The sequence below is a fragment of the Kamptonema formosum PCC 6407 genome (genome assembly GCF_000332155.1).
Taxonomy (GTDB): domain Bacteria; phylum Cyanobacteriota; class Cyanobacteriia; order Cyanobacteriales; family Microcoleaceae; genus Kamptonema; species Kamptonema formosum.
Window position 1 is genome coordinate 2,396,698 of the sequence record NZ_KB235904.1, and the last position, 26,126, is coordinate 2,422,823.

Here is a 26,126-nt window from a genome sequence, read left to right on the forward strand (position 1 = left end):
CTGGATCGAGCCGTTCACTAACTGAATTAATCGCTATGAAATCCATAGAAATAGACTACAAAACAGATAAAAGTTCAACTGTAAACTTTCCATCTCAACCTGTAATTGACATTCAACATCTCAACCACTATTTCGGTGAAGGACAACTAAAAAAGCAAGTATTATATGATATCAACCTCGAAATTAATGCTGGAGAAATTGTCATTATGACAGGGCCATCTGGCTCAGGCAAAACAACCCTCTTAACGTTAATAGGAGGATTGCGATCCGCACAGATAGGAAGCATCAAAATTATTGGTAAAGAACTCTGCGGTGCTAGTGAAGAAAAATTAGTCCAGGCGCGACGCAAAACAGGCTATATTTTCCAAGCACATAATTTGCACCGGAGTTTGACAGCGCTACAAAACGTACAAATGGGATTAGAATTACATCGAAAGATATCTAAAGCAGAAATGCGCGATCGCGCCGCAAAAATGTTAGAGTTAGTAGGATTAGAACAACGCATCAATTATTATCCCGATGACTTATCTGGCGGTCAAAAACAACGGGTAGCGATCGCGCGTGCTCTCGTTAGTCAGCCGCAAATAGTCTTAGCAGATGAACCTACCGCCGCACTAGATAGCAAATCCGGCCGAGAAGTGGTAAATTTAATGCAAAAGCTTGCTAAAGAACAAAGTTGTACGATTCTGTTAGTCACCCACGATAATCGAATTTTAGACATTGCCGATCGCATCGTTGATATGGAAGATGGGAAATTAACGTCAGAGAATTAAGTTCAGACTTCGATCGCGCCTGTAGTGCAACACACTCTTTTTGCTGAGTCTGAATTTTCTGCGCGATCGCCAGCCCAAAAGTCCCTTGTTTCGTGGCGATTACACTCCATCGAACTCACGTTTATCAACCTTCTAATTCCTTCTAATTTTGATTCAGCTTAACTTAAAGAATTTCTACCGCAAGAAATAGATCGAACTCTATCTCATGAGGGATATCAATATAAAAAAAAGTAAATGTAGCAACTGTTTAATGACTTATCTGGCTCAAAAGGTACATGACTTTCATCCTATTAATGATTAAGGTTTGGGTGAAATGACAAATTTAGGAGAACAGTAATGAAACTTCGTTATTGGTACACCTCGACGTTAGGCGTAACACTGCTCACTTTAGGACTTGCGGCGGGCGCAATTGCACCTTATCTTGTTACCACTTCGACTCCGGCACTAGCGACTTCACCTGCAAATACGAGCTTTCCTGATACACAAAATTATTGGACACAGCCCTTCATTCATAATTTGGCAGAACGCGATATTGATTATCACAGGCTATCCTGACAATACCTTCCGCCCTGAACAACTCGCAGACCAACCAGCGGCTCAATATGTGGTGGGTCGTTAGTCTTATTGAGAGAGAGCTTTTATGCAAAGGGTTGAAAAACAATCACTAGAGTCGAAACTCGAAAAAATCGGCAATGTTTTGCGCGTAACTGGGTGGATTGGACTTTCTGCTCAAATTGGCTTTGGCGCAATTGCTTTATTGATGGTTGTGTTCGCGATCGCGGGTCGAAATTTCAGTCAGGTGACTGCACTTCCATCGGGCGTAACTCCCGGTATTGGCGTGAATCTCAACCGAGGTGTCACTCCAGGCATTGGAATTGGAATCTTTTGGGCAGTCTGTGGCATTCTGGCGCTGCTGGTGGGGATTTACTTTGCTTTTCGTCAAACACGATTTGCCAAACGTTTGCGCCATGCAGACACCATGAAACATCCGCCAAAATCGGAGGTCATGAAAGTCCTACGTTTAAGCGCGATCGTCGGCCTAGTGGGAATGCTGCTAACGATCTTAGGTGGAGGCGCAACGTTAGGGGTACTGTTCTCCAAAGCGATCGCTCAGCCCCAAGGTGTTGCTATTTACAACCCAACTCGCGTGATTCGTTCGCTCGATATCATCGTGGCAATGGCAAACATGAGCGGCATTGCTGCCCACTTTGTGGGTACTGTTGCTTCTCTGAGCGTGTTTGAATGGCTGCATCGTTAATTCACTAATAAGCTCAGCTTCAATGAGCTAATAGCTTGATGCTTGAGAACTGGAAAAACGCTTCTGTTAGAGGATGAAAAGCCAATGCGACAGCTTCTTATGCAAGTGCCACAGGGATGTGGAAAAACAGTTTTAGAGATTGCGAAAGCTTGTGACGGTACTAACCTGGCAAAAATTGAAGCGACGGGAGTTCAGCAACCGTTGGACTTGGTATTTGTTCATATTTCCAATGGCAAGCTGGAAAAGCTGCTTGAGAAACTGCAAGATATACCGGATTTAAGCTTCACGCTGCTGCCAACTGGGATTATGGCACTCCATCCACCTGCTGATGGTGCTGCTACTCAGGTGACAAATGTTGAAGAGCGTAGTCCGATCGAAATCTTTCTTTCAGGTCTGCAAAGTACCGGATCTTGGAAAGGATTTATCAGCTATGCAGCGATCGCCGGAGTCATCGTATGGATTGGCTTGTATACCAGTACCAGTTACCTCTTGGTAGCCGCGATGTTGCTAGCTCCGTTTGCCGGCCCCGCGATGAACACAGCTCTGGCAACCGCAAGGGGCGATCGCCAACTGCTTCGGCGCAGCGTTGTCCGGTATTTTGCCGCTTTAGGCGTGACGATCGCTACTACTGCTTTACTCAGTTGGATACTCCAGCAGCAGATTCCATCCAATTTGACGATCGACAGCAGCCAAATTTCCACAGTTTCAGTTTTGATTCCGCTGACAGCGGGAGCAGCGGGAGCGTTGACCTTAATCCAGTCCGATCGCAGCAGTTTGGTATCGGGAGCCGCTACTGGAATGCTGGTTGCGGCATCGCTGGCTCCACCCGCAGGCATTGTCGGCATGGCAGGGGCGATCGGGCGTTGGGATTTAGTCACCAATGGGCTCTTTTTACTACTGCTGCAACTGGGTGGTATCAATTTCTCTGCTGCACTGGTGTTTCGTCTGTTTGGAGGGCTATCCACTCAGGGAGCGCGTTATCAGCGTGGGCAACGGGGCGTATTTCCAATCTCAGTGGGGATAAGTGCGATCGTGCTGGTCGGCTTGCTGATTTGGCAATTTTCTAGCCCGCCCAACTTAGAACGCTCTAGTCGCGCTCAGCGGGCAAATGCTGAATTGCAGCAGGTCGTGCAGCAAAATGATTCCGCTCAACTGGTTGAGTCCAACGTGCGTTTTACCAGAGCTAATATTCAGGGGCAAAATACCTTGCTGTGTGTGGTGTATGTTCAGCGTCAGCCAGAGGCGACTCAATCGACTGAACAAATCCGCTTTTACAAACTACGCGAGCAGTTCGAGGCTTACGGCTGTTGCGGGTGATGACTCGCACCAATCACAGTATGCGATCGCTTGCAGGCAACTTTGCGCGGCGTGGTTTTGGCTACGTGATGATGACGACAGCAATCATCACGCTAGTTGGGGCTGCGGGAATGTATGCGTTTGAGCAAGATGCTCCAGATTTGCCCGGATTTGATAGCTACAGCACTGCGCTTTGGTGGACAGCCATGCTGATGACCACAATGGGATCGGACTACTTTCCCAAAACGGCAGAAGGTCGCATCCTCTGTTTTCTGCTGGCGCTGTATGCGTTTGCTGTATTTGGCTATGTAACAGCAACGTTAGCCACATTCTTTATCGGACAAGATGCTGACGATGACGAAGCAGAAATTATCGGAGCAAAATCGATCGATGCCCTGCGAGACGAAATTACAGCCTTGCGAACCGAGATTCAGAGCTTAAGACAGGAGAATTCACAACTTTAGAGAGAAGTTAGTTCTCATGATTTCCTTATATGGTGTTGACATTAGACTTGTCGATTAATAACAAGAAAAATGGCTGAAAAACCTGCTACGCATAGGTTGCAGCGATTTTAGCCCCAAGGCTGAAATGCCTACTAGATAAGGATTTCAAGGGTTTTGCGTCTGATTTCCAGACAACTCTATTAATTGTCTTTACTACTTTTTTCAGTTATGAACAATCAAAATAGCCACTATTCGGCTAATCAAACAGAAGATCGCTCGTCAACTCCTAACAATCAACAAGTGCCACAACCACCGCAGGGGTGGAATCAGTTGAAGTGGTTGGGTCCTAGTTTTATTTGGATGCTGTCTGCTGCGGGTTCTGGTGAACTGTTATTTACACCCCGAATTGCCGCCCTCTATGGATATGAATTGTTATGGGCATTGTTAGCAGCGGTGATTTTGAAGTGGTTTATCAACCGGGAAGTTGGACGGTTCACAGTCTGCACTGGAGCCACGATTTTGGAGGGCTTTCAACACTTGCCTGGACCGAAAAATTGGGCAGTTTGGTTAATTCTGCTTCCTCAATTTGTAGTCGCCATTTCTACGGTTGCAGGTATGGCAGGTGCAGCAGCAACCGCGTTGATTCTGGTTACAAGCGGAACGGTTCAACTTTGGACGGTAATCATCATCTTGGTGACAGCCGCGATCGTGTTCTTAGGACAGTACAACATTGTTGAACAAGTTTCATCCTATGTCGGCATTGGTCGTACACTTGCTGTCGTCATCGCTGCAATTTTTGTCTTTCCCAGCATTAGGGACTTAGCATCGGGTTTAGTGCCTCAAGTTCCTCAAGATGTCCAGTATCAAGAAGTGTTGCCCTGGTTAGGCTTCATGTTGGCAGGCGCAGCCGGAATGATGTGGTATTCCTACTGGGTGGATGCACGCGGCTACGGTGCGACTGCCTTGAAGCAAGAGCAACCGCTGGAGGTGAAGCAACTCAATGCTGACCAACAGCAGCGATTGCAGGGATGGATTAGTCTCATGACTCTCTCGAATACTTTAGCTGTTGTGGGAGCGCTGCTGGCGGCGCTGGCGTTTCTCATTCTAGGTGGCGAACTGTTGCGCCCAGAAGGACTGGTTCCGCAGGAAAGTCAGGTGGCTGAAACGCTCGGTCGATTGCTGGGCGATCTGTGGGGATCGTTTGGCTTCTGGTTTATGATTGCGATCGTCTTTATTACCTTTTGTAGCACTACGCTCTCAGTGCAGGACGGCTTTGGGCGGATGTTTGCTGATGGCACTCAAATTTTGCTGCAAGGCTTTGGCGTGCGCGGACGCTGGACAAACGAGCAGTTTCTCCGCAAGTTCTACCTGGTTACTTTGTTAGCTGCGTTGCCAGTTGCCGTTTACCTACTCTTTGGCGAACCTGTTAGCTTATTGCAAACCGCAGGCGGAATTGAAGCAGCACATATTCCGGTCGTCACCGGATTAACACTTTATTTGAATCACCGAATGTTGCCTGAAAAATTACGTCCATCCAAATTTATTTTCGCTGGAACAGTAATTGCAGGTTTATTTTTTGCGGGGTTTGCTGGAATTTATTTGCTGCAATTAACAAGCGTTATAGGAGGCGCTAATGGAGCTTGATGTAGTCAGAAGCCACTTGCATTAGTTTTGCTGATTTTCTAGTTACTGAGGAGGAATTTATCTATGGCTAAGCCTGCTGTCGCTCAATCCACAAGTTCAATTTCAACTAAATCAGTTTGTAATCGAATTGCGATCGTCTTTGACTTTGATGATACGCTTGCCCCTGATACCTTTGACGAATTAATTGAGAGTTTAGGATTGAACGTTGACCAATTTCGTCAGCAGCAGTATGAACCCCTAAAGGCCGCAGGTTGGGATCACGTTGCAGCAAGGTTCTATTGCTTAATTCAAGAATCTAAACGCCGTAAAGACATTGAGGACAAAATTACAAAAGATTCTTTAATGCAATTTGGGCAGCAGCTACAGCCGTTTGCGGGCGTTACTGAAATGTTCGATCGCCTCCGTCAGCACGTTCATCATCTCAATTCAAAAATAAATCTAGAGTTTTATGTCATCACCGGTGGATTTGCTGAAGTCGTTCGCAACACCTCGATCTCGCCCTATTTTGAGCAGATTTGGGGATGCGAATTTCACTATAGCGAAATGGGCGAAATTGAATTTCTCAAACGCAGCATCAGCCACACCGAAAAGACACGCTACTTGATGCAAATTGCTAGCGGTAAAGAGGAAGTAGAGGCAGACGGACGCTCGTTTGCCTACCGCGATGTCCCAAAATCAGAACTGTATGTCCCGCTGTCTCAAATCATCTACGTTGGCGATGGAGTATCAGATGTGCCCTGTTTTTCGATCGTCAATGATGAAGGCGGCATTGCGATTGGTGTTTACAAAAATGCTCAGGAATGGAATCGCCGAATTCAAATTAGTGAAAGTCAGCGGGTTGCGAATCTGGCGCTGGCAGACTATCGCGAGGATTCGGAATTGATGCGATCGCTCACGCTGGCAGTTGAAAGCCTCTGCAAACAAATCGCCCTGCGTCAATTAAGTGTAGGAGAGTAAGTGTAGGAGATGACGCAACCCGATCGGGAATTGAGTTTAATTTACTGCCTTTGATAATCGTGGCGATCGCAGTTAGTTTCATCAGCTATGCACTTCAACGTAGGTAAAACTGAAAAAATACGGGTAATTTAGGATGCACAAACATTGGTACAAAAATACAATTGTTTACTCGCTCGATGTCGAAACCTTTATGGATGCTAATGGTGACGGCATTGGTGATTTTCAAGGATTAACGCAGCGTTTAGATCACCTGTCAGGATTAGGAATTACCTGTCTCTGGCTGTTACCGTTTTACCCATCCCCCAATCGAGACAATGGCTACGATGTCATGGATTACTACAACGTCGATCCCCGGTTGGGAACGTTAGGCGATTTTGTTGAATTCATACATCAGGCGCGAGAGTGTGGTATCCACGTTATTATCGATCTGGTCATAAATCACACTTCAATTGAGCATCCCTGGTTTCAGAAAGCCAGAAGCGATCGCCACTCGCGCTACCGTGACTATTACGTTTGGTCTGAGCAGCCGCAGGAAAATCTGAGCCTGATTGCGTTTCCAACGGTAGAAGATAGCCTCTGGGAATATGATGACCAGGCAAACGCCTATTATCTCCATCATTTCTTCAAAGAACAGCCCGATCTTAATATTACTAACCCTGCCGTTCGAGAAGAAATTTGCAAAATTATTGGCTTTTGGCTGGAGCTAGGGGTATCTGGGTTTCGCATTGATGCGGCTCCGTATGTTGTTGAAGAGTTTGGTCTGGATCAAATCAGTAAGCAAGACTTGCATCTCTTTCTGGAAGAACTGCGATCGTTCCTCACCTCACGTCGCGGCGATGCAATTTTTCTAGCAGAAGCAAACGTGGAGCCAGACAAAATTTCTATTTATTTTGATGACGGCGATCGAATGCAAATGCTATTCAATTTTTTGCTGAATCAGTATTTGTTTCTCGCCCTTGCTCGTCAACAAGCAGCACCATTGCGGCAGGGCTTGCAAAGCTTGCCTCAGATTCCGCAATCTTGTCAGTGGTTAAACTTCGTTCGCCATCACGATGAACTGACACTCGATCGCCTTAGCGACTCAGAACGACAAGAAATTTTCAGCGCCTTTGCTCCCCAGGAAAATATGCAGATTTTTGGGCGGGGTATTCGTCGTCGTCTGCCGCCGATGATGCAGGCTGATACCCGCCGAATTCAACTCACCTACAGCCTGATGTTTAGCCTACCCGGTACGCCACTGCTGCGTTATGGCGACGAAATTGGGATGGGTGATGATTTGTCTTTAGAAGGACGCACCAGTGTCCGAACCCCGATGCAGTGGTCGGACGAGCCCAATGGGGGCTTTTCTAGTGCTGAACCAGAAGCGTTAACTCGACCGATGATTGCCGAGGGTAACTATCGCTACCAGCGGGTTAACGTTGCTGCCGAGCAGCGTAACCCCACATCTTTAGTTAACTGGATGGAGCGAATTATTCGCATTCGCAAGCAGTGTCCTGAATTGGGTGAGGGAACTTTGAGCTTCATCGATGTTGACGATCCCGGTGTATTGGCTCATTGCTGTGAGTGGCAAACCAAAGCCGTTCTTGCGGTTCACAATTTGACCGACCAAGATTGTACTGTCCGGCTCAAATCCCACCCAGATCAGCACTTAACTGACCTGTTTGGCGATCGTCAATATGAATCTTTGGGCGATGCCAACACAATTTTTCTTTCTGCTTACGGCTACCGTTGGTTTCGCATCAGTTCAACGCATTAATGCAATGACAAATCCAGAATGGAGACAGTAATATGGTGCAAATTGGCTATCACGCTTCTCACGAACAGTTCAAGCCGAGTGCTTTGCTCAAGGCTGTGCAGATGGCAGAGCAGGCAGGGTTTACGCTAGTACTTTCTTCCGATCACTTTCACCCCTGGAGCGAAGCACAGGGACAAAGTGGCTTTGCCTGGTCGTGGCTGGGTGCGGCAATGCAAGCAACGCCAACCCTTTCTTACCGGGTTGTCTGTGCGCCCGGACAGCGGTATCATCCCGCCATCATTGCCCAGGCTGGGGCAACGCTTGCAGAACTGTTTCCGGATCGCTTTTGGCTAACTGTTGGCAGCGGTCAGGCACTCAACGAACATATTACCGGAGACAAGTGGCTGTGTAAGCGCGATCGCAATGTTCGATTGAAAGAATGCGTGGACATCATCCGGGCGCTGTGGGCAGGTGAAACAGTGACTCATCAAGGACTCGTGTGTGTTGAAGAAGCTAAACTTTACACTCGTCCTGAGACAAAACCGCCGATCGTTGGCGCAGCAATTACGCCTCAAACAGCGGAGTGGTTGGGCAGTTGGGCAGATGGACTCATTACGATTTCTCGTCCACCAGAAAAGCTAAAAGCAGTTGTGGATGCCTTTCGGCGAGGCGGTGGTGAAGGCAAGCCCATGATTTTGAAAGTGCAGCTTTCCTATGACCAGGATCGAGAGAGCGCCTGTCGAAAAGCACATCAGCAGTGGCGCAATAACATTTTCAAAAATATTGTTATGACTGAATTGCAAACCCCCCAGCAGTTTGATGCAGCCGGAGAGTTTATTAAGCCAGACGAATTAAACGAGCACGTCCGCATCTCAGCCGACCTCCAACAGCACATTGAATGGCTGCAAAAAGACATCGAATTGGGTTTTGATGAGTTAATTCTGCACAACGTCAATTGCGAACAGAGACAGTTTATCGAAGTGTTTGGGGAGAAAGTTCTACCTATTCTGGCGCAACAGTAAGTAGAAGGAAGAAGGAAGAAGGAAGAAGGAAGAAGGAAGAAGGGAGAAGGGAGAAGGAAGAAAAATTTAGTTATCTAGGAGAGAAGGGAGAAGGAAGAATGTTTATACAGTCAGCTTTTTAGTCATCCCGCCGAGATTCAGAGCTTGAGACAGGAGAATTTACAACCTTAGAGAGAAGTTAGTTCTCCTAATTTCCATTAACGTACAGGTACTTTCTATGACGATCGTGCAATGAGTAAAGAAATATCAACTCTTTTAGATAAGATGCAGGCAATGCTGAATGACTTTATCATTTTGTTGCCAAATATGGTATTGGCATTGATTGTCTTTGCTATTTTTTTCTTCGTTGCTAGAACGATTAAGAAAGTAGTCAGAAACTTAACACGCAATCGCCGTCAAGCTCGCAACCTGGGAATGGTGCTGGGGCGCTTGGCACAAGGAACAACTATCTTAGCGGGCTTGTTTATTGCGCTGTCGATCGTAATTCCATCGCTTAAAGCCAGCGATCTCGTACAGCTACTCGGAATCAGTGGTGTAGCGATCGGCTTTGCGTTTCGCGATATTTTACAAAATTTTCTAGCAGGTATTCTAATTCTGTTAACTGAACCCTTCCAAATCGACGATCAAATCGTTTTCAAAGATTTTGAAGGAACTGTAGAAAATATTCAAACCCGTGCAACGACGATTAAAACTTATGATGGGCGGCGGATTGTAATTCCAAATTCTGAGCTATTTACAAATTCTGTTACGGTTAATACTGCGTTTGAAAATCGCCGTTTGCAGTACGACATTGGCATTGGCTATGGTGACGATATTGACCAAGCACGACGGTTTATTCTAGAGGCAATACATGAAACAAATGGGGTGTTGGAAACGCCTGCGCCTGATGCGATCGTGGTTGAATTAGCAGGCAGCACTGTCAATATTCGCGCTCGTTGGTGGGTGCAACCTCCTCGTCGTGCAGATGTGCTAGACCTGCAAGATCGAGTGTTGACTAATATTAAAAATAAGCTGACGGCAAATGGTATCGATCTGCCCTTCCCGACACAGCAAATTCTCTTTCATGACCAGACTGAAGCAACGGATGGCGATCGCACTCGTCAACGGGAAGGTTGGCCCCCTGGGAAAGGTCAAGTGCCACAGTCACGCAGCATTAGTAGCTCGATCAACCGCCTTGCCGAGATCGAGGGTGAGGGGAATGGGTCTAAAGCAGGTAGCACAAAGCCTGCTCCCACGACAGAGGAATAGCAAATGGAAACCAAGTTTAGCAAGCTTTTAGACTCACTGCACTCTAGTTTCTGGTTCATCCCGACCCTGATGGTTGTGCTGGCGATCGGGCTTTCATTTGTCACTATTGGCATTGACCAACAGCTAGAAACCGATATTATTGGTAATTTAGGTTGGGCGTATGCCCTGGGGCCCAATGGTTCACGAGCTATTCTCTCTGCGATCGCAGGTTCAATGGTGACTGTTGCCACGACTGCATTTTCTATTACCATCGTGGCGCTTCAGCTTGCGTCTTCGCAGTTTGGCCCGCGTCTGCTGCGTAACTTTATGCAAGATACTGGCAACCAAATCGTACTGGGAACCTTCATCTCTACCTTTGTTTACAGTCTGATGGTGCTGCGAACCATCAATGGTGTTGCCGAGAATGAGTTTGTACCGCATATTGCAGTCACCTGCGGGCTGGGATTGGCGATCGCCAGTATTGGCGTTTTAATCTATTTTATTCATCATTCCGCTACCTCTATTCAAGTCGATTGTGTCATTTCTAAGGTGGGAAGTGAGCTAGATGAAGCGATCGATCGGCTCTTTCCCAAACAGGTAGGACGCAGCGCAGCGACGCATCGAGCAGAACCACTCACCTCAGATATTCCAGCCAATTTCGATCGCGAGGCAACCGCCATTCAAGCTACTAGCAGTAATTATGTGCAAGCGATCGATACAGACCAATTAATGCAAATTGCAACAGAGAGCAATATCCTGCTTCAGCTTCAGCGTCGCCCCGGAGACTTTGTGATTAAAGGAAGTCCGCTGGTACTTGCTTATCCCGCAGAATCAGGTAGCAAAAAGCTGGTTAAACAAGTCAATGATGCCTTTGTCTTGGGTTCGCAGCGTACCGATCAACAAGATGTCGAGTTTTCGATTAACCAACTGGTTGAAATTGCAGTCCGCGCCCTCTCACCTGGCATTAACGACCCCTTTACAGCCATTCGCTGTATAGATCAACTTAGCGCGGCGCTTTGTCACCTGGCACAAAAAGAGATTCCCTCTGCCTATCGTTATGATGACCAAGATAAGCTGCGCGTCATTGCAGAACCCGTGACGTTTGCAGATGTGACGGATGCTGCTTTTAATCAGATTCGGCAGTATGGGCAAACAAGCGTAGCAGTGACAATGCGGTTACTAGAAGCGATCGCTGTCATTGCCCCTTTTACCTATACTAAAGCAGACAGAGCCGCACTGTTGCGTCATGCCAACACGATCGAGCGCGGCAGCCAGGAGGGGATCGCCGAAGAGTTAGATCGAAAGGATGTCAAAGAGCGCTATCTAGCCGCCATAAAAGCGATCGGGCAAGTTTGACATGAGGAGAAAAGATGCAATCTATCAACTGGAAAGGATACCGCTTTGCTGCCTGGATGGGGCAAACATTACTGGGAATCGCTGTTCTTGCTGCTGCTATTCAGGGGAAATGGCAAAATGCGATCGCCCTAGCGCTTTTTCTAATTGTCTCTCTTGTGTTTTTGGTGAAAGATGACAAACTACCAACCCTATTTGATTTTCTGTTTGTCCTCGCAGCTTTACTCAACGCCGGAGGTTGGGTGTGGGGATGGTTTTACGCCCCTGGACTTTATGACGAGCTGGTTCATGGGTTCACCATGTTTTCAATTACACTAGCTCTGAGTTTTTTGGTGTATAGTCCCATGCTGCCGATTTTTCGTCAACACACACTACTATATTTACTGACGATCGTCAGCTTTGGTATCGCCATCGGAGCGTTGTGGGAAATCACTGAATGGTCAGCAGGTAAAATTTTGGCAACAGATGTGATTGGCAGCATCGATGATACAGTCATTGACTTGATTATGGACACATTAGGATCGGGATTAGCAGCCATTATCAGCCTTTGGGTATTGCAAAAGTGGACAGATTTAAGTGTAGGGAATGAGTTAGTAAGAAATCATCTAAGCCATCATAAATAATGAGTTAATGGCCAGTTTGTGATTGATATTGATACTGTTTGGAGAAAATAATGAAACGCATATTTTCTATTTTTTTGACCGCCGTGCTAGTTTCGGATTTAAGTTACATTTAATCATCAACGATCGAGATATTGCATAGCCCTTAACCGAAATTTTATCTTTTCATAAAGATTCATAGAGATCGAGAGAATTAGAGGCGCAGAGAAGCAATTGCGCCCGCCTACTTTTGCAAGAGGTCTATTGCACAAGTGTATGCGATAAATAAGCCAAAACCTTTTTATTTAGTAACTTTAACCTCGCTTATATAAAAGCCCGTTCCTGGCATTAGCCCTAACTCGCTTAGACGTTGATATTCGGATTTTTCAGCTTGTATGTATCGTTCTTGTTTAACTCTTAATACAAACTTGACACCTACGTCACAGAGCGATTGCGCTAGTTTGACAGAACCAAATTCTCTATCTCCAAGAAGAATTATTTCATAATCTTGTAGCAAGGCTAAAATAGGTTTAATTAAGTTTTGTTGTTCTTGAAGATTCGTGCTGCCCCTTTTGGGGAGTATTTCCCAGTATAAAGGAATAGCTCTTTGCGACCAAATCAGACTAATAAAAAATAAATTATTGTGTCGCCATTGAGTACGGTCTATAGCTAGCATCAACACAGACTGGTTTTTAAAAGCCGTGTTCAAGATGTATTTTACCAAGGGAAACCATAAGGTTTCAATTCGCAGCACTGGCAACTTAAAAAATCTTTGAAGATTGCGCCTACGGCTCTCAAAAAGTATAGGATATGACCAAACAGTAGCCAGTCGCTCAATACTAACTTGTTTGTGTATTTGTAAAAGGCTGACAACAATTGCAAGAGTTAAGTATTCAGTTTTTTTGAGTTGACTTGACAAGCAATTTTGGTAAAATAAAGGAAGCATTTAATTATTTTGGGGGTTGTTGAGAGCGATCGCCCATTTTTTTTACCACAAAACGTCTCAAAGCGCCATAGGTACGGATTTTGACGGGGTTGTCACCCCGTCAGATCAGGGGCCACATGGAAAAGGCGAACCGCCAAGCTGGGAAAAAGCGTTTATGTATTGTGTCATGCTGATGGCGATCGCGGTTTTAGGCCCAGGTGCATATTCGCTCGACGCTCTGATTTTTGGACGGTGAAGCCAGGCTTATCCTTCATAAAAGGTGTTTATAGACCAATACGGTTCAGTTAAAGCTCAATAAAGTTAAGTTAAAGTCCAAAAATTCGCATCATCGATCGTGCTATCAGACTTAACGGAACCGTATTCGATTATATGGTCAATCTCGATCCTGGCTTCAATTCTGGAGATGCCGTCAAGATTTCTGGTTTTTATCGTCCTCACTTAGCATATTGAGCATTTTTTTGGCAACTATAGCGCCGACGACTACTCCACCCACGACTTGAGCAACCTTAACAGCTTGCTTTATCCCATCACCAGAATTGATATGTTCGTGGAATATCTCATCTTTTAACCAGTCTGTAGTAACTTTCAAGTTATGAAGCGGAGTTGGCAATAGTTCTAGATAAGTGCCTTGGCGAATCAGATGACCGACTTCGCCTTTCACTTCAAAAACATCGTAAATGTTAGCGGCACTATTTTCTAAACCTAGTTTGAGAAGGGTTCCGCGTAGGTTAACCTGAGCTGGCTTTAGCTCATGTCCTAATGCCATCGCTTTCAGATTATGCGCGATCGTGGCCCCTTGCTGATAGGCTACTTGGGCAGTGGGAGGTAAAGGTTTAGTCTCATGGGGCTCAGAGGAATTAGATATTGAATCTTGATGTAGTTCTAAATGCTCGTACTCACGACCCTCAACCGTTGAGGCTTGCACATCCACCGCACAATCACCCCCTGCAAAAACTTCTAGAAAATCGGGTAACTGCAAAGTGGGAGTAACATGAACGCGACCATCTCGATCGCGGTGTTCGTTGGGAATTGGTAAGTTTTTAATCAGTGGATGTGTAGCAGTTCCAGTTGTCCAAATCGTGGTAGATGCTGATAATATTTCAGACTTACCATCGCGCTTATATTCAACTGAATCTCGACGAATAGCCGTCGCTTCTGCTCCCGCGATTAACTCCACTGGTACAGCGCGTTTTTCTAATTCCTGCTCGGCAGTTTCACGCAGATGACTATTAATATCACCCTTGAGAATTTCGTTGCCGTGATTAATTAGTACCACCCGGACTTCTTGAGGATTACCTCCCAAAGCTTCATACCAGTTAGGTAGCAGATCGGCTAAAGTAGCAACCATTTCCACACCACTTGGCCCGCCACCGATCGCAGCTACAGTTAGCAGCCGACGACGTTGCTCGGGGTCTTCAATTTGAACGGCTCGTTGTAAGCAGTCGCGCAAGTGACGATCGAGCGCGATCGCATTTTCTTGGGTGCGAAAATCAAAGGCATATTCTTTAGCACCCTCAACGCCAAAATAGCCAGTAACGCTACCTAAAGCTAACACTAAGTTACTGTAGTTGTAGTTAGTTCCCGAAGTTAATTTGACTTCCCGTTGTTCTAGGTCAATCGATTGCACCGTATCTTGCACAAAAATGATGCCGCTATCCTTGAGCAGTTCCTCAAAACGCGGTACTACCTGATTAGCATCCATCTCACCACTGAAATACTCGTAAAGTAAAGGCTTAAAACAAAAGCGTTCAGAGCTATCAATTAGGATGATGCTTCTTGGATAGTGTTCGTGTGCTAGATGCAAAGCTGTAAACAAACCAGTGAAACCACCACCAACGATTACAGTCTGATAAATTGGGTTGTTCATGAGATGATTTTTCTCCACTAATTGAGCGTCAGTAAGAAGAAGGAAGAAGGAAGAAGGATTTAGTTATCTAGGAGAGAAGGAAGAAGGAAGAAAAATTTAGTTATCTAGGAGAGAAGGAAGAATGTTTATACAGTCAGCTTTTTAGCCATCCCGATCTTATGTTTAATTAGGTGGATTTACTTGAATTGAAATGAAAAAGCGGTGAGAATGCAAATTGAGGCTTCAAAATAAATTGCATTGCTTGCTAGAAAATAACAAATTAATAGGAGCAGCAATGCAATTTATACTATTTAATTAAAAAGAGACCAATTAATACAAAGCTGAGAAAGATAGCAAGAACAATAGCGTGTTCAACTCTAGGGCTAATAATCTTGACAGCAATCACTAAAGTAACTGCTAGGAGGACAACGCCAATATCCACAGCAACCTGACCACCTCGATCGATCAATGGATCTTTTTGGGCTGATTGAACCAAACTGAAAAAGTCAATTGTGATAATTGCTAGTGATTTTTGAGTTGGGAAATTCATAAAAAACCTCCTTGAAGTTTATAAAGCAAGGTACCAGTACATTTGGGTTATAACTGTAACAAAAATTGCATCCCTGGGCTTTTATTACCAGTAGTTTGTCTATAAATTCAAATCCCTAATAAAGCCATGCTTAAGTACGATTTGGCTACAAATAACCATTCATCTTGAGACTGCAAATTTCTAGGGTGGCCAGAGATAGATAAGTGAAAATAGGATAACCCAGATCGCATCAACAAAGTGCCAGAACAAAGTAGTTGCGCTGACACCAAAGTACCCCTTGTTGTAATTGTCCCGAATGAAAGAACGAGAAAGCATCAGCAACTGCAAGAGAATGCCCGCAAAAACGTGCAGCCCGTGGAAACCTGTTAGCAGGTAAAATGTTCCACCCATTAGCCCTGTAGTCAGCCGGAAGTTAAGGTTACTCCACTCGATACCCTGACCAACTAAGAAGTAAATTCCCATACCAAAAGTCAGTACCCAAAGCCAGCGAAATCTAATAATTTTATGGCGTTTGAGGGCGTTTTCTGCGGCTTGAATAACGAAGCTACTTGAAAGCAGCACCACAGTATTAATAATGATAAATTTAGATAATTCCGGCCCCTTAACACCAGGTGGTAGCCAGTTGGAATGGGTCAATCGTAGAGCGATATAGGTAAAGAAAAAGCTGAAAAAAACTAGGCTCTCCGACAGCAAGAATATGGTAACGCCGAACATTGCTTTACCATGATGATCGTGAGCGATGCCACCACCAATTGGTAAGAACCTTTGTAACCAATTAGGCAGGGACTGTACTAAGCGATCGAAACGAATTGGGCTTTCATCTATATGATGTGTAGGATTTGGCATAACTCCGATAATTTTGGATTTTGGATCTGGGATTTTGGATTGAGAAAAAGCAGTCAATTCCTCTCCCCTTACCTGATCTATTCTTGAGTAACAGCAGCCTCTGGTATCGCTTTAGAGTTGTAATGATAGGGTGGATCGTTGACAACAGGAATTTCCTCAAAGTTCTCCCTGGGTGGCGGTGAAGAAGTCTTCCACTCCAGCCCTGTAGCGTGCCAAGGATTGTCAGGTGCTTTTTTACCTAATAGCAAAGAACCGACGATATTGGCAATAAAAGGCAGCGTAGACATACCCAAGAAAAAGGCTCCCAAACTAGCAATAATATTCCACCCTTGGAACTGCGGATCGTAAGATGAAACCCGGCGCACCATGCCTTGTAAACCGAGCGGGTGCATGGGGAAAAACGTAAGATTAGCGCCGATAAAAGTTAAAAAGAAATGCAATTTTCCCCAGCCTTCAGCGTACATTCGTCCAGTTATTTTTGGGAACCAGAAGTAAATCGCGGCAAAGATTGCCATCGTGATTGTATTGTGGACGACGTAGTGGAAGTGACCTACTACAAAGTAGGTATTGTTGACATGAATATCAAACGGAACTGAACTAAGCATGATGCCAGTAATTCCACCGAAAATAAACATAAGTACACCTCCCAAGGCAAATAACATGGGGGTTAAAAGATGCAGTCTGCCATTCCAAACTGTGGCAGTCCAAGCAAATACTTTGACACCAGTAGGGACAGCTACCAACATTGAGGAAACCATAAATAGTATCCGCATCCAATTGGGTGTAGCACTGGCAAACATATGGTGTACCCAAACAAATATGCTGACTAAACCAATTCCAAAGGAGGCGATCGCAACCGATCGATAGCCAAATAAAGGATTACGAGAAAAGGCGGGGAGAATTTCCGAAAAGATGCCAAAAGCAGGCAGCGCCATCACATAAACCGCCGGATGGGAGTAGAACCAAAATAAGTGCTGATAGATAATTGGGTCGCCATTCTCCAGGGGTTTGAAGAAATTTGTCCCAAAAGTGAGGTCAAAAAATAACAGTACGATCGCGCCCGTCAGGGAAGGTAAACAAATTAGTTGTAGCAACTGGGCGCTGAGAACTGTCCAAACGAAAATCGGCATCCGAAAAAACGTCATCCCTGGTGCCCGCATCCAAACAATTGTAGTAATAAAGTTGACTCCTCCCATAATCGATGAAATACCCAGCAACATTACACTCAGTATCCAAATTGATTCGCCGTTGATGGGATAACCAGTTGGGTTTTGGAGGCTGATTGGTGGGTAAGACCACCAGCCAGCTTGTGCGGGCCCACCTTGTACTAAAAAGCTCGATAGTAGGAGGATACCTGCTGGCGGAATTATCCAAAAGGCGAGCGCATTCAGAACTGGAAACGCCATGTCTTTTGCCCCAATTATCAACGGTACTAAGTAGTTAGCAAGACCAGCATTGAAGGGGATAATCCACAGGAAAATCATCACCGTGCCGTGTAGAGTAAATAAGCCATTATATAAAGAGCGATCGACCAAATCTGATTCGGGAGTAAGCAGTTCGCCCCGAATAATCATCGCTAACATCCCACCAATCAAAAAGAAAATAAAAGTCGTCACCATGTACTGAACACCGATAACTTTATGGTCGGTGCTAAAGCTGAAATACTCCTGCCAGTCGGGATCGTTTTTACTGTTGGGATTTTCTGATTCGTCAGTAATTGGGATTGAGTTATTTGTCATATATTTTTTATTTACGGATAGCAGCTTGAGAAAGCCATTGATTATAACTTTCACTTGAATCAACATATACATCCGCCACCATCAAGGCAAAGTCGGTGCCGCTGAATTGGGAATCACGCAGGTGATATTTGCCGATTTTGGTGGGTGTTAAGACCAGGTTAATATTGCGGTTGGGGATGATATCTTGCTTTAACCGAAATTCCGGGACATAAAAGCCGTGAATTACATCTTGGGAATGTAAACTTAAACGGGTACGTTCATTTACTCTCAGGTGTAATTCGTTACTAATGGCATTATTTGGATAGCGGAAAGACCAAACCGATTGTTTAGCTATAACCTCAATATTTTCAGTAACAGGTTGATCGGTATTTGTGACCGTTGCAGCGGTAGCAGATTCTTCCAATAGGTGCAGATGTACGATCGGTTGTAGCCCCTCAATATCTAGTTGTTGATAAATGCTGAAACTTTGAGCTGCAAGCCATAAAACTAGGACGGTTGGGGCGGAAGTCCAGAGGATTTCTAGCCTCACATCGCTTCTGGTAGGATGACCGTGACTCCAATCTCCCTTGGGCGCGCGATCGGTGAGAATTGAGTATCCGATCGTGCCTGCGATCGCGAGAAAGATGAACGTTCCCACGGAGGTTAAAAAGCTAAATATGCGATCGACTCTTTCCGCTTCTGCGGTTGCCTGAATCGGCATCCAAGAGTAGGCGCGATCGCCAATCCAGCGGGCTATTATCATAATTACCGCGATAAAAACTATTAATAATAGTGTGTTGAAAATTTTCCTCATCGCATCTCCTGTAAAATCAATTGTTCTAGTATCTTTATTGGCATTATTTAAGTAATAAATTCGGATTTTTACCTTGTCGAATTAAGCCCGCTGCCGTATTATGTATCCCGAACTCGTCTCCCATCTGCGCCCCTAAAGTGCCGTGAACATATAACAATCCCAATATAAAAATACCCATCAACAAGTAACTCCACTGCACTTGGATTGTGGCATTTTTGCGCCAGCGGTAGCGCTGTAACCCCCTCCATACGGTCATGGCAACAATCGCTGCTAATAGTAAAATACCCCCCATACCATGCAAGAGCATTGTTGTACCAGCCCCCAACCCCCAAGCACTATTCATATTTGTGGGTGGGTCTGCCAACATCATCTCAAAAAAGCCCGCTGCGACGGTAAAAAATGTGATAACAGCACTTGCTAAAAGATTGTACCAACCAACATCAAAAAAGCTGGGACGAATAGCAGTCAGAGTCAAAAATTTGAGGATTGGTTTTTCAAAACGAAACAGCGTTCCCGCAATATCAAAAATTATGGCAATAATGAATAAACCCAACGTGAAATGCACTAGCTGCGGATGAATTGGAACCTCGTATGGTAATCCGTTCGCACCTAGTTTGAACCACAACCGATCGATAAGTTGCGAGTTCATTGTAAGACTCCATTTTTTGTTGCTTCAACTACGGGCTCTACGTGCAGCCCGTATACCCAAACTAACTTAGTCCCTAAATATTGTTGAAAGCATACTAAACAAATTAAAAATGTTGCAACACCTAGATAAGCAACAGGTATCTTTACTGGAGTTCGGGCGCGAATCGCGAATCTCCATGCGGTAATTGCCACAATAATTGCCGAAAGTGACCAGCCTGTAATTGTGTGTAAATTCAGTGTCGGCTTGACGGCTTCGTAAGGTTGGGCTAAACCAGCTTCAAACTGACCAAAGATGACGGCGAGGAAAATACTGACTGAAGCAACAAACATATTCCAGAAACTCACCTCAAACAAACGATGATTGCGGTTGAAATAGCCCGTCACGTCGCAGCAGAAGGAAAAAATTATCATCGCGATCGCGAAATGGACGACGATCGGATGGAGCGGATCTGGGTAAGGTAGATTCGCATTATTGAGAGGCAGAGGCATCGCTTTCTCCTGTTTTAGTGGACTTGTTCCCGGAGGCAAGCTGACAGAGATTTCTCTAAATATAGATTGAGACTAATTCTACAAAAACATATCTATCTAAAGATTGATCTAATCCTGAAAAATAACCATAGCTTCTCAAACTATTGGGCTTTCAACCCTCTAAAGTTTTAAGGCGATCGCTGGTGATATTATTGACACATTAATCACATAAAGATTAGTTGTATATCACAAAAAACATTGCTTGACAATTAATTTTATGTGTAAGTTTCTGGAGAAGATAATTATAAAGTTATACCCTTAGAAATAGAGACGAATTACCCCATTAGATAGACGTATTTGATTCTACAAATCCCTAAAGTGAGCGCAGAAACCAATAAATAAATCTTTAAGTAGTTACATTCTTAATTAGGTACAACTTTACTTCACAAAGAAATAAAACTAGGAAAAAACATGAGCTATTCCCCTAATCTTTTCAAAGGTCAAAAAGCAGTCGTAACGGGTGCAAGTTCTGGTATTGGTGAAGGAGTCACCCATACTTTGGCTGCATCGGGTGCTTCTGTTTTAGTCAACTACCATTCTCAACAGGAAGCAGCAGAGTAGACGGCGGTATGACTCTGTATACAGGGTTCGCGACGGGGGGCTAGATGAACGCAGAACAGCAAAGGTTAGAAGAGAATCGCGAACCGGATGAACCTTGGTATCGTTGGGGTTCCTACTTGAGCGATCGCCAATGGGGTACAGTGCGGGAGGATTACTCACCGGATGGTTCAGCTTGGGAGTATTTTCCTCACGACCAGGCGCGATCGCGCGCTTACCGTTGGGGTGAAGATGGATTGGGTGGATGGTGCGATCGCCACAGTCAACTCTGCTTTGGTCTAACACTGTGGAATGGCCGCGATCCAATTTTAAAAGAACGTCTGTTTGGACTGACTAACGAACAAGGTAATCACGGTGAAGATGTCAAAGAATATTACTTCTACCTGGACAACACGCCTACCCATTCCTATATGCGCTGGTTGTACAAATATCCTCAACTGGAATTTCCCTATACTCAGCTTGTAGAGGAAAACGCTCATCGCCACAAGGATCGACCAGAATTTGAATTATTAGATACGGGCGTGTTTGACGATAATCGCTATTTTGATGTGGTTGCCGAATACGCCAAAGCCTCTCCCGATGATATTTGCATTCGCATCAGCATCACGAATCGGGGGGCGGAAACTGCCAGCATCGACGTACTACCTACCCTTTGGTTTCGCAATACCTGGATATGGACAGGTAATAAACCGCAGTCACAGCTATCGAAAGTTGCTGATGGTGTAATTAAGGCGAACAGTGAGAAATATGGGGATTATTGGTTATTTTGCGATGGAAATCATCAGCTTTTATTTACAGAGAATGAAACTAACAGCCAACGTCTCTACGGAGTTGCTAATGCCTCACCTTATGTTAAAGACGCTTTCCACGAGTATGTGATTCATAACAATCAGAATGCAGTAAATCCGAATAAAGTTGGTACGAAAGCAGCAGCTTGGTATCAATTGGAAATTGGGGCGGGACAGACAAATGTAATTCAACTTCGCTTCACCAACCAATATACTGACACGCCATTTAATGCAGCATTTGCTGATACCTTCCGCCAGCGTCAAACAGAGGCAGATGAATTTTACGAAACGCTCACCCCCGGTCTAGACGAGGACTGCCGCAACGTCCAACGACAAGCGTTTGCCGGACTGCTGTGGAGCAAACAGTTTTACTACTATGATGTCCATACTTGGCTGCATGGAGATTTAGCAGAACCTATCCCACCCAGTCAACGCCTTACCGATCGCAATACTCAGTGGTGGATGCTCTACGCCGAAGAAATTATTTCCATGCCCGATAAGTGGGAGTATCCTTGGTTTGCTGCCTGGGATTTGGCATTCCACTGCATTGCTCTAGCATTAATGGATGGAAACTTTGCCAAGCAACAATTACTGTGGTTGACTGGCGATCGCACCATGCACCCCAACGGTCAATTACCCGCTTACGAGTGGGCGTTTGGCGATGTCAATCCTCCGGTACAAGCATGGGCGGCGTGGCGCGTCTACAAAATTGAACAGAAACGAGTTGGAACGGGCGATCGCAAATTCTTGGAGCGGATGTTTCACCGCTTGATGCTCTACTTTACCTGGTGGGTAAACCGCAAAGACTTACAAGGGCAAAACTTGTTTCAAGGAGGATTTCTCGGACTGGATAACATTGGGCTATTTGACCGCAGCAAGTCATTACCAACGGGGGGTTATTTAGAACAGGCAGATGGCACGGCATGGATGGGGATGTTTTCATTAAATATGCTGGCGATCGCTCTGGAACTATCCCGTGAGGACGAAACATACAGCGATATGACGTTGAAGTTTTTTGAACACTTCCTCTACATTGCTAACGCCATTAATCATGTAGGGCATGAAGAAATTGTGCTTTGGGACGACGAAGACGGCTTTTACTACGATGCCTTGCACTTACCCAACGGAGAGGACGTGCGAATCAAAGTACGGTCAATGGTGGGACTAATACCGCTATTTGCAGTTGATACTATCGAGCCAGATTTGTTAGAAATTGTACCGGGATTAAAAGACAAAATTGAGTGGTTTCTCAACAACCGTCCCGAATTGGCACAAAACATTGCTTGTATGACCATTGAGGGAGAAGGCGATCGCCGCCTGCTTGCTATTACTAGCCCCGAAGCGCTACGCCGTATCCTGCGACCATTGTTGAATGAGGAGGAATTTCTCTCACCTTATGGTATCCGCTCGCTTTCCCGCTATCACCAAGAGCATCCCTTTATCTTCGACTGGGACGACACTCGCTATCAAGTAGACTATGAGCCTGCTGAATCTACTTCTAACCAATTTGGCGGTAATTCTAACTGGCGCGGCCCCATCTGGTTTCCAGTTAACTTTCTACTAATTGAATCCTTGCAAAAGTTCTATCACTACTTAGGCGATGACTTCACAGTGGAGTGTCCCACAGGTTCAGGAGTAATGCTCAATCTCTGGGAGGTGGCGGCTTATTTGGAGCAAAGAGCGATCGCTATTTTCTTACAGAATCGAGATGGGCAGCGTCCGGTTTACGGTGGTACTGCAAAATTTCAGCAAGACCCTCACTGGCGCGATTTGATTCTCTTTTACGAATACTTTCACGGCGACAACGGGGCTGGATTAGGCGCAAGTCATCAAACTGGATGGACAGCACTAATTGCCAAGTTGATTCAGCAGGTAAACGATAAACCGTGATTCCAGGCTTTTAATACTAATTCTTGAAACAGGGACTAGCGAAAGTTTAATAATTGCTACATAAAATTGGCGATCGCTACTCAACTTTTAGTAGTATACTCATGCCTAATCATTTAAGGGTGTAGGAGACATGGTAGACTCGTACAGCGATATTTACCCATTTTTTGATGAAGGCGATTACTTAACATTCAATCCCGATGTCGCTCAGGCCGTGAAAAATGGCCAATTCCAGTCGGGGCTAGAGCATTTCATTCTCTTGGGCCAATTTGAAAATCGCGTTGCCTCTTTTACGGGAACGACGGGTAACGATCTTATCCGAGGCTTTGGCAACACTCGATATTTTTACCCAACCTCCTACGAAATTGTCAGTACCGATCCCTATGATTCTCGAGTAATCGGTACTGGCGCGGGAGAAATTGACACGCTTATTGGTGCTTCAGGTACAGACAATTTCGCGATCGCCGCTTACACCGTTCTTCCTTCAACTCCCAATGCCGTCCAGCTCTATGTAGGCCAAGGAAACAACGACTACGCTCTGATTCAAAACTTTGAATTTGCTGAAGATACCCTTCAGCTAGCAGGAAGTCCGGCTGATTACTCCCAAGAAGTTACCAATGGAAATCTTTACATCTACAAGAAAAATCCTAAAGATTTGGTGGCGATAGTAGAAGGAATGACTTCGCCACTGACTGTAGTTGACAGACCCCTCTTTGGTGGCGCATTCAATAGAGGGACTTTTTTCCTCGGTGCTGTCAATTATTTCGACGAAACCGATTATTTGGTCGGCAATCCAGATGTCAAGCAGGCGGTAGACGATGGCCTGTTTAAATCTCCTTTCGATCATTATCTCCGCTACGGTCAATTGGAGGATCGTATTGTTACTCTCACGGGCACGACGGATAATGACGTTATCCGAAGTTTTGGCAACAGCAGTCGATATATTTTCCCAACCCCCTACCAAGTTGTCAGTTCCGATCCCTATGATTATCGAGTAATCGGGACTGGACTGGGAGAAATTGATACGCTCATTGGTGCTGAAGGTGTAGATAATTTCGCGCTCGGCATTTACATCGTTCCTTCAACTCCCAATGCCATACAGATGTATGTGGGTCAGGGAAACAGCGACTACGCTCTAATCCAGAACTTTCAGAGAGGAGTCGATACCATAGAAGTAGCAGGCTCGATCTCCAACTTCACCCAGGAAATTGTAGGCGGATCTCTCAATATCTATGCCAATTCTCCGAGCAAAGACTTAGTGGCGATCTTAGAAGGGGTGAGTGCACCGCTCGCTCAGGTTGAAAGCGCCGTTTTTAATGCCCATGAAGGGACTATCTACTTAGGATAAAATCCCCTGACTCGGCAAAAAAAGACTCCTCCATTTTGAAGAAGAAAAATTTGCCAAAAGGGTAGGTTGGCAAAGCCGACAGGAATCGCAATCATGGTGAGATCGGGGCGTTAGGCGCTATGCCTTAACGCCCCTACACGCATACATATATACACTGAGATGCTCCCAATTATTTAGGCTCGCTATATATAGTAATAATTACCCAATAGTTAAGGAAATTTATTCTTATGACTCATTCTTCATCATCAAGCGATCGCGAACATCCAACACCCCCGACGATTGACTATTGGCACGTCTGGACTGACGAAGATGGCATCAGCCACCAGTCCAGTTGCCAAATTCAAGACTTCACTCTCAAGAGCATTTCACCACCTGCCTCTCCTCAGTGGCTCGAACAGATGCAGCAAGGCGGTGCTACCGTCGTCTTTACGGTGCAACCTGTTGGCTGGATTGGCACTTGGCATGAAAATCCGAAACCCCAGTGGATTATTCCGCTATCGGGACGCTGGTTTGTGGAGACGATGGACGGGCAACGAGTAGAGATGGGTGTTGGTGAAATTTCGTTTGGAGAAGACCAGAATACGAAAGCCAACGCCCAGGGACAGAAGGGACACCTTTCTGGCACTGTCGGCGATGCGCCCGCAGTTTTGATGATTGTGCAACTTGAAGAAACGCCTACTATCGGGCAGGCTTGCCGTTTTCGATAAGCTCAAAATTTTTATGTTGAATCCCATTCAGGTACAACGGATTCGTGCTATTGGGCTAACTGTGAGTGATGCCGATCGCTCTCAGGATTTCTATACGCAAGCACTAGGGTTTGAACCCGTTTCAGACATCACGGTTGAAACAGAGGATTACAGCGACTTAGTAGGCGTGGCTGAGGCAACAATTCGCATTGTCACCTTGCAGCTTGGAGATGAAGTTATTGAGCTGATGCAGTATCTCAATATTGAGGGAAAACCTATTCCCAGGGATTCGGAAAGTAATGATTTGTGGTTTCAACATTTGGCGATCGCAGTTAGCGATATGGATCGGGCTTATGCTCATTTGCGATCGTTTCCAATTGAACCGATTTCAGTTGAACCGCAGACGATACCAGCCGAGAATAAAGCATCTGCTGGTGTACGAGCCTTCAAGTTCAAAGATTGCGATCGCCACCCTTTAGAGTTAATTTGGTTTCCTGCCGATAAAGGACAAGACAAGTGGCATCAGCAGAGCGATCGCTTGTTTCTCGGAATCGATCATAGTGCGATCGCAATTAGCAACACCGAGCAGAGTCTAAAATTTTACCGAGACTTGCTGGGAGTGAATGTATGAAAATCCTTAGTCATCAAAGCCAGAA

25 protein-coding genes are annotated in these 26,126 nt (G+C 45.3%); 17 read left to right on the forward strand and 8 right to left on the reverse strand.

Annotated elements, in window-relative coordinates:
* Positions 1-35 precede the first annotated feature (35 nt).
* The 12 genes from OSCIL6407_RS0127615 to OSCIL6407_RS0127675 all read left to right on the forward strand — a co-directional run bounded on the left by OSCIL6407_RS0127615 (position 36) and on the right by OSCIL6407_RS0127675 (position 12,331).
* Positions 36-773, forward strand: a complete 738-nt coding sequence (locus OSCIL6407_RS0127615) for a DevA family ABC transporter ATP-binding protein (protein ID WP_007354039.1) — start codon at positions 36-38, stop codon at positions 771-773.
* Positions 774-1,109: 336 nt separating this feature from the next.
* Positions 1,110-1,328 (forward strand): hypothetical protein, encoded by a 219-nt coding sequence (locus OSCIL6407_RS0127625; protein WP_007354040.1) that lies wholly within the window; start codon positions 1,110-1,112, stop codon positions 1,326-1,328.
* Between the two features lie 85 nt (positions 1,329-1,413).
* The gene (locus OSCIL6407_RS0127630; protein ID WP_007354041.1) at positions 1,414-2,031 is read left to right on the forward strand and encodes a DUF3611 family protein; all 618 of its coding nucleotides are present in this window, start codon (positions 1,414-1,416) and stop codon (positions 2,029-2,031) included.
* A gap of 84 nt (positions 2,032-2,115) precedes the next feature.
* Positions 2,116-3,348, forward strand: coding sequence for a DUF389 domain-containing protein (locus OSCIL6407_RS0127635; protein WP_026103881.1), 1,233 nt, complete (start codon positions 2,116-2,118; stop codon positions 3,346-3,348).
* Positions 3,348-3,791 (forward strand): potassium channel family protein, encoded by a 444-nt coding sequence (locus OSCIL6407_RS31330; protein ID WP_019487930.1) that lies wholly within the window; start codon positions 3,348-3,350, stop codon positions 3,789-3,791. Before OSCIL6407_RS0127635 ends, OSCIL6407_RS31330 begins: the two co-directional genes overlap by 1 nt.
* Positions 3,792-3,998: 207 nt before the next feature.
* Positions 3,999-5,414, forward strand: a complete 1,416-nt coding sequence (locus tag OSCIL6407_RS0127645; RefSeq protein WP_007354044.1) for an Nramp family divalent metal transporter — start codon at positions 3,999-4,001, stop codon at positions 5,412-5,414.
* 63 nt (positions 5,415-5,477) lie between these two features.
* On the forward strand, positions 5,478-6,371 hold the full coding sequence (locus tag OSCIL6407_RS0127650; RefSeq protein WP_007354045.1) for an HAD family hydrolase: 894 nt from the start codon (positions 5,478-5,480) through the stop codon (positions 6,369-6,371).
* Positions 6,372-6,504: 133 nt separating this feature from the next.
* Positions 6,505-8,127 carry an alpha-amylase family protein gene (locus OSCIL6407_RS0127655; RefSeq protein WP_007354046.1) on the forward strand — a complete coding sequence of 541 codons (1,623 nt, stop codon included), beginning with the start codon at positions 6,505-6,507 and terminating at the stop codon, positions 8,125-8,127.
* A 32-nt stretch (positions 8,128-8,159) separates the two neighbouring features.
* Positions 8,160-9,128 carry a TIGR03885 family FMN-dependent LLM class oxidoreductase gene (locus OSCIL6407_RS0127660; protein ID WP_019487931.1) on the forward strand — a complete coding sequence of 323 codons (969 nt, stop codon included), beginning with the start codon at positions 8,160-8,162 and terminating at the stop codon, positions 9,126-9,128.
* Positions 9,129-9,359: 231 nt separating this feature from the next.
* Positions 9,360-10,376 (forward strand): mechanosensitive ion channel family protein, encoded by a 1,017-nt coding sequence (locus OSCIL6407_RS0127665; RefSeq protein WP_007355378.1) that lies wholly within the window; start codon positions 9,360-9,362, stop codon positions 10,374-10,376.
* A gap of 3 nt (positions 10,377-10,379) precedes the next feature.
* Positions 10,380-11,711 carry a DUF2254 domain-containing protein gene (locus tag OSCIL6407_RS0127670; RefSeq protein ID WP_007355379.1) on the forward strand — a complete coding sequence of 444 codons (1,332 nt, stop codon included), beginning with the start codon at positions 10,380-10,382 and terminating at the stop codon, positions 11,709-11,711.
* Between the two features lie 14 nt (positions 11,712-11,725).
* Entirely contained in the window at positions 11,726-12,331 is a 606-nt protein-coding gene (locus OSCIL6407_RS0127675; protein WP_007355380.1) for a hypothetical protein, read from the forward strand.
* A 277-nt stretch (positions 12,332-12,608) separates the two neighbouring features.
* Here the strand turns inward: OSCIL6407_RS0127675 and OSCIL6407_RS31335 are convergent, their stop codons facing one another.
* The 8 genes from OSCIL6407_RS31335 to OSCIL6407_RS0127720 all read right to left on the reverse strand — a co-directional run bounded on the left by OSCIL6407_RS31335 (position 12,609) and on the right by OSCIL6407_RS0127720 (position 20,164).
* Positions 12,609-13,253, reverse strand: coding sequence for a hypothetical protein (locus tag OSCIL6407_RS31335; RefSeq protein ID WP_007355381.1), 645 nt, complete (start codon positions 13,251-13,253; stop codon positions 12,609-12,611).
* A gap of 409 nt (positions 13,254-13,662) precedes the next feature.
* On the reverse strand, positions 13,663-15,120 hold the full coding sequence (locus OSCIL6407_RS0127690) for an NAD(P)/FAD-dependent oxidoreductase (protein ID WP_019487933.1): 1,458 nt from the start codon (positions 15,118-15,120) through the stop codon (positions 13,663-13,665).
* A 286-nt stretch (positions 15,121-15,406) separates the two neighbouring features.
* On the reverse strand, positions 15,407-15,649 hold the full coding sequence (locus OSCIL6407_RS0127695; RefSeq protein WP_007355020.1) for a hypothetical protein: 243 nt from the start codon (positions 15,647-15,649) through the stop codon (positions 15,407-15,409).
* 180 nt (positions 15,650-15,829) lie between these two features.
* Complete coding sequence (locus OSCIL6407_RS0127700; protein ID WP_026103882.1) at positions 15,830-16,495, reverse strand: cytochrome c oxidase subunit 3; 666 nt, start codon at positions 16,493-16,495, stop codon at positions 15,830-15,832.
* A gap of 77 nt (positions 16,496-16,572) precedes the next feature.
* Entirely contained in the window at positions 16,573-18,234 is a 1,662-nt protein-coding gene (gene ctaD / locus OSCIL6407_RS0127705; protein WP_007355017.1) for a cytochrome c oxidase subunit I, read from the reverse strand.
* A gap of 7 nt (positions 18,235-18,241) precedes the next feature.
* Positions 18,242-18,976, reverse strand: a complete 735-nt coding sequence (locus tag OSCIL6407_RS0127710; protein ID WP_007355016.1) for a cytochrome c oxidase subunit II — start codon at positions 18,974-18,976, stop codon at positions 18,242-18,244.
* Positions 18,977-19,070: 94 nt separating this feature from the next.
* Entirely contained in the window at positions 19,071-19,676 is a 606-nt protein-coding gene (locus OSCIL6407_RS0127715) for a DUF2231 domain-containing protein (protein WP_007355015.1), read from the reverse strand.
* Positions 19,673-20,164, reverse strand: a complete 492-nt coding sequence (locus tag OSCIL6407_RS0127720) for a DUF2231 domain-containing protein (protein WP_007355014.1) — start codon at positions 20,162-20,164, stop codon at positions 19,673-19,675. The genes OSCIL6407_RS0127715 and OSCIL6407_RS0127720 overlap by 4 nt, the downstream gene beginning before the upstream one ends.
* Positions 20,165-20,614: 450 nt before the next feature.
* On the opposite strand from OSCIL6407_RS0127720, the gene OSCIL6407_RS34990 reads away from it, so the two are divergent.
* The 5 genes from OSCIL6407_RS34990 (at position 20,615) to OSCIL6407_RS31340 (ending at position 26,101) form a co-directional block, all read left to right on the forward strand.
* The gene (locus OSCIL6407_RS34990; protein WP_007355013.1) at positions 20,615-20,764 is read left to right on the forward strand and encodes an SDR family NAD(P)-dependent oxidoreductase; all 150 of its coding nucleotides are present in this window, start codon (positions 20,615-20,617) and stop codon (positions 20,762-20,764) included.
* A 44-nt stretch (positions 20,765-20,808) separates the two neighbouring features.
* Complete coding sequence (locus tag OSCIL6407_RS0127730) at positions 20,809-23,439, forward strand: MGH1-like glycoside hydrolase domain-containing protein (protein ID WP_007355012.1); 2,631 nt, start codon at positions 20,809-20,811, stop codon at positions 23,437-23,439.
* 130 nt (positions 23,440-23,569) lie between these two features.
* The gene (locus OSCIL6407_RS0127735; protein ID WP_007355011.1) at positions 23,570-24,784 is read left to right on the forward strand and encodes a hypothetical protein; all 1,215 of its coding nucleotides are present in this window, start codon (positions 23,570-23,572) and stop codon (positions 24,782-24,784) included.
* A gap of 227 nt (positions 24,785-25,011) precedes the next feature.
* Positions 25,012-25,491, forward strand: a complete 480-nt coding sequence (locus OSCIL6407_RS0127740; RefSeq protein WP_007355010.1) for a cupin domain-containing protein — start codon at positions 25,012-25,014, stop codon at positions 25,489-25,491.
* A gap of 13 nt (positions 25,492-25,504) precedes the next feature.
* On the forward strand, positions 25,505-26,101 hold the full coding sequence (locus OSCIL6407_RS31340; RefSeq protein ID WP_007355009.1) for a VOC family protein: 597 nt from the start codon (positions 25,505-25,507) through the stop codon (positions 26,099-26,101).
* The last annotated feature ends 25 nt before the right edge of the window (positions 26,102-26,126 follow it).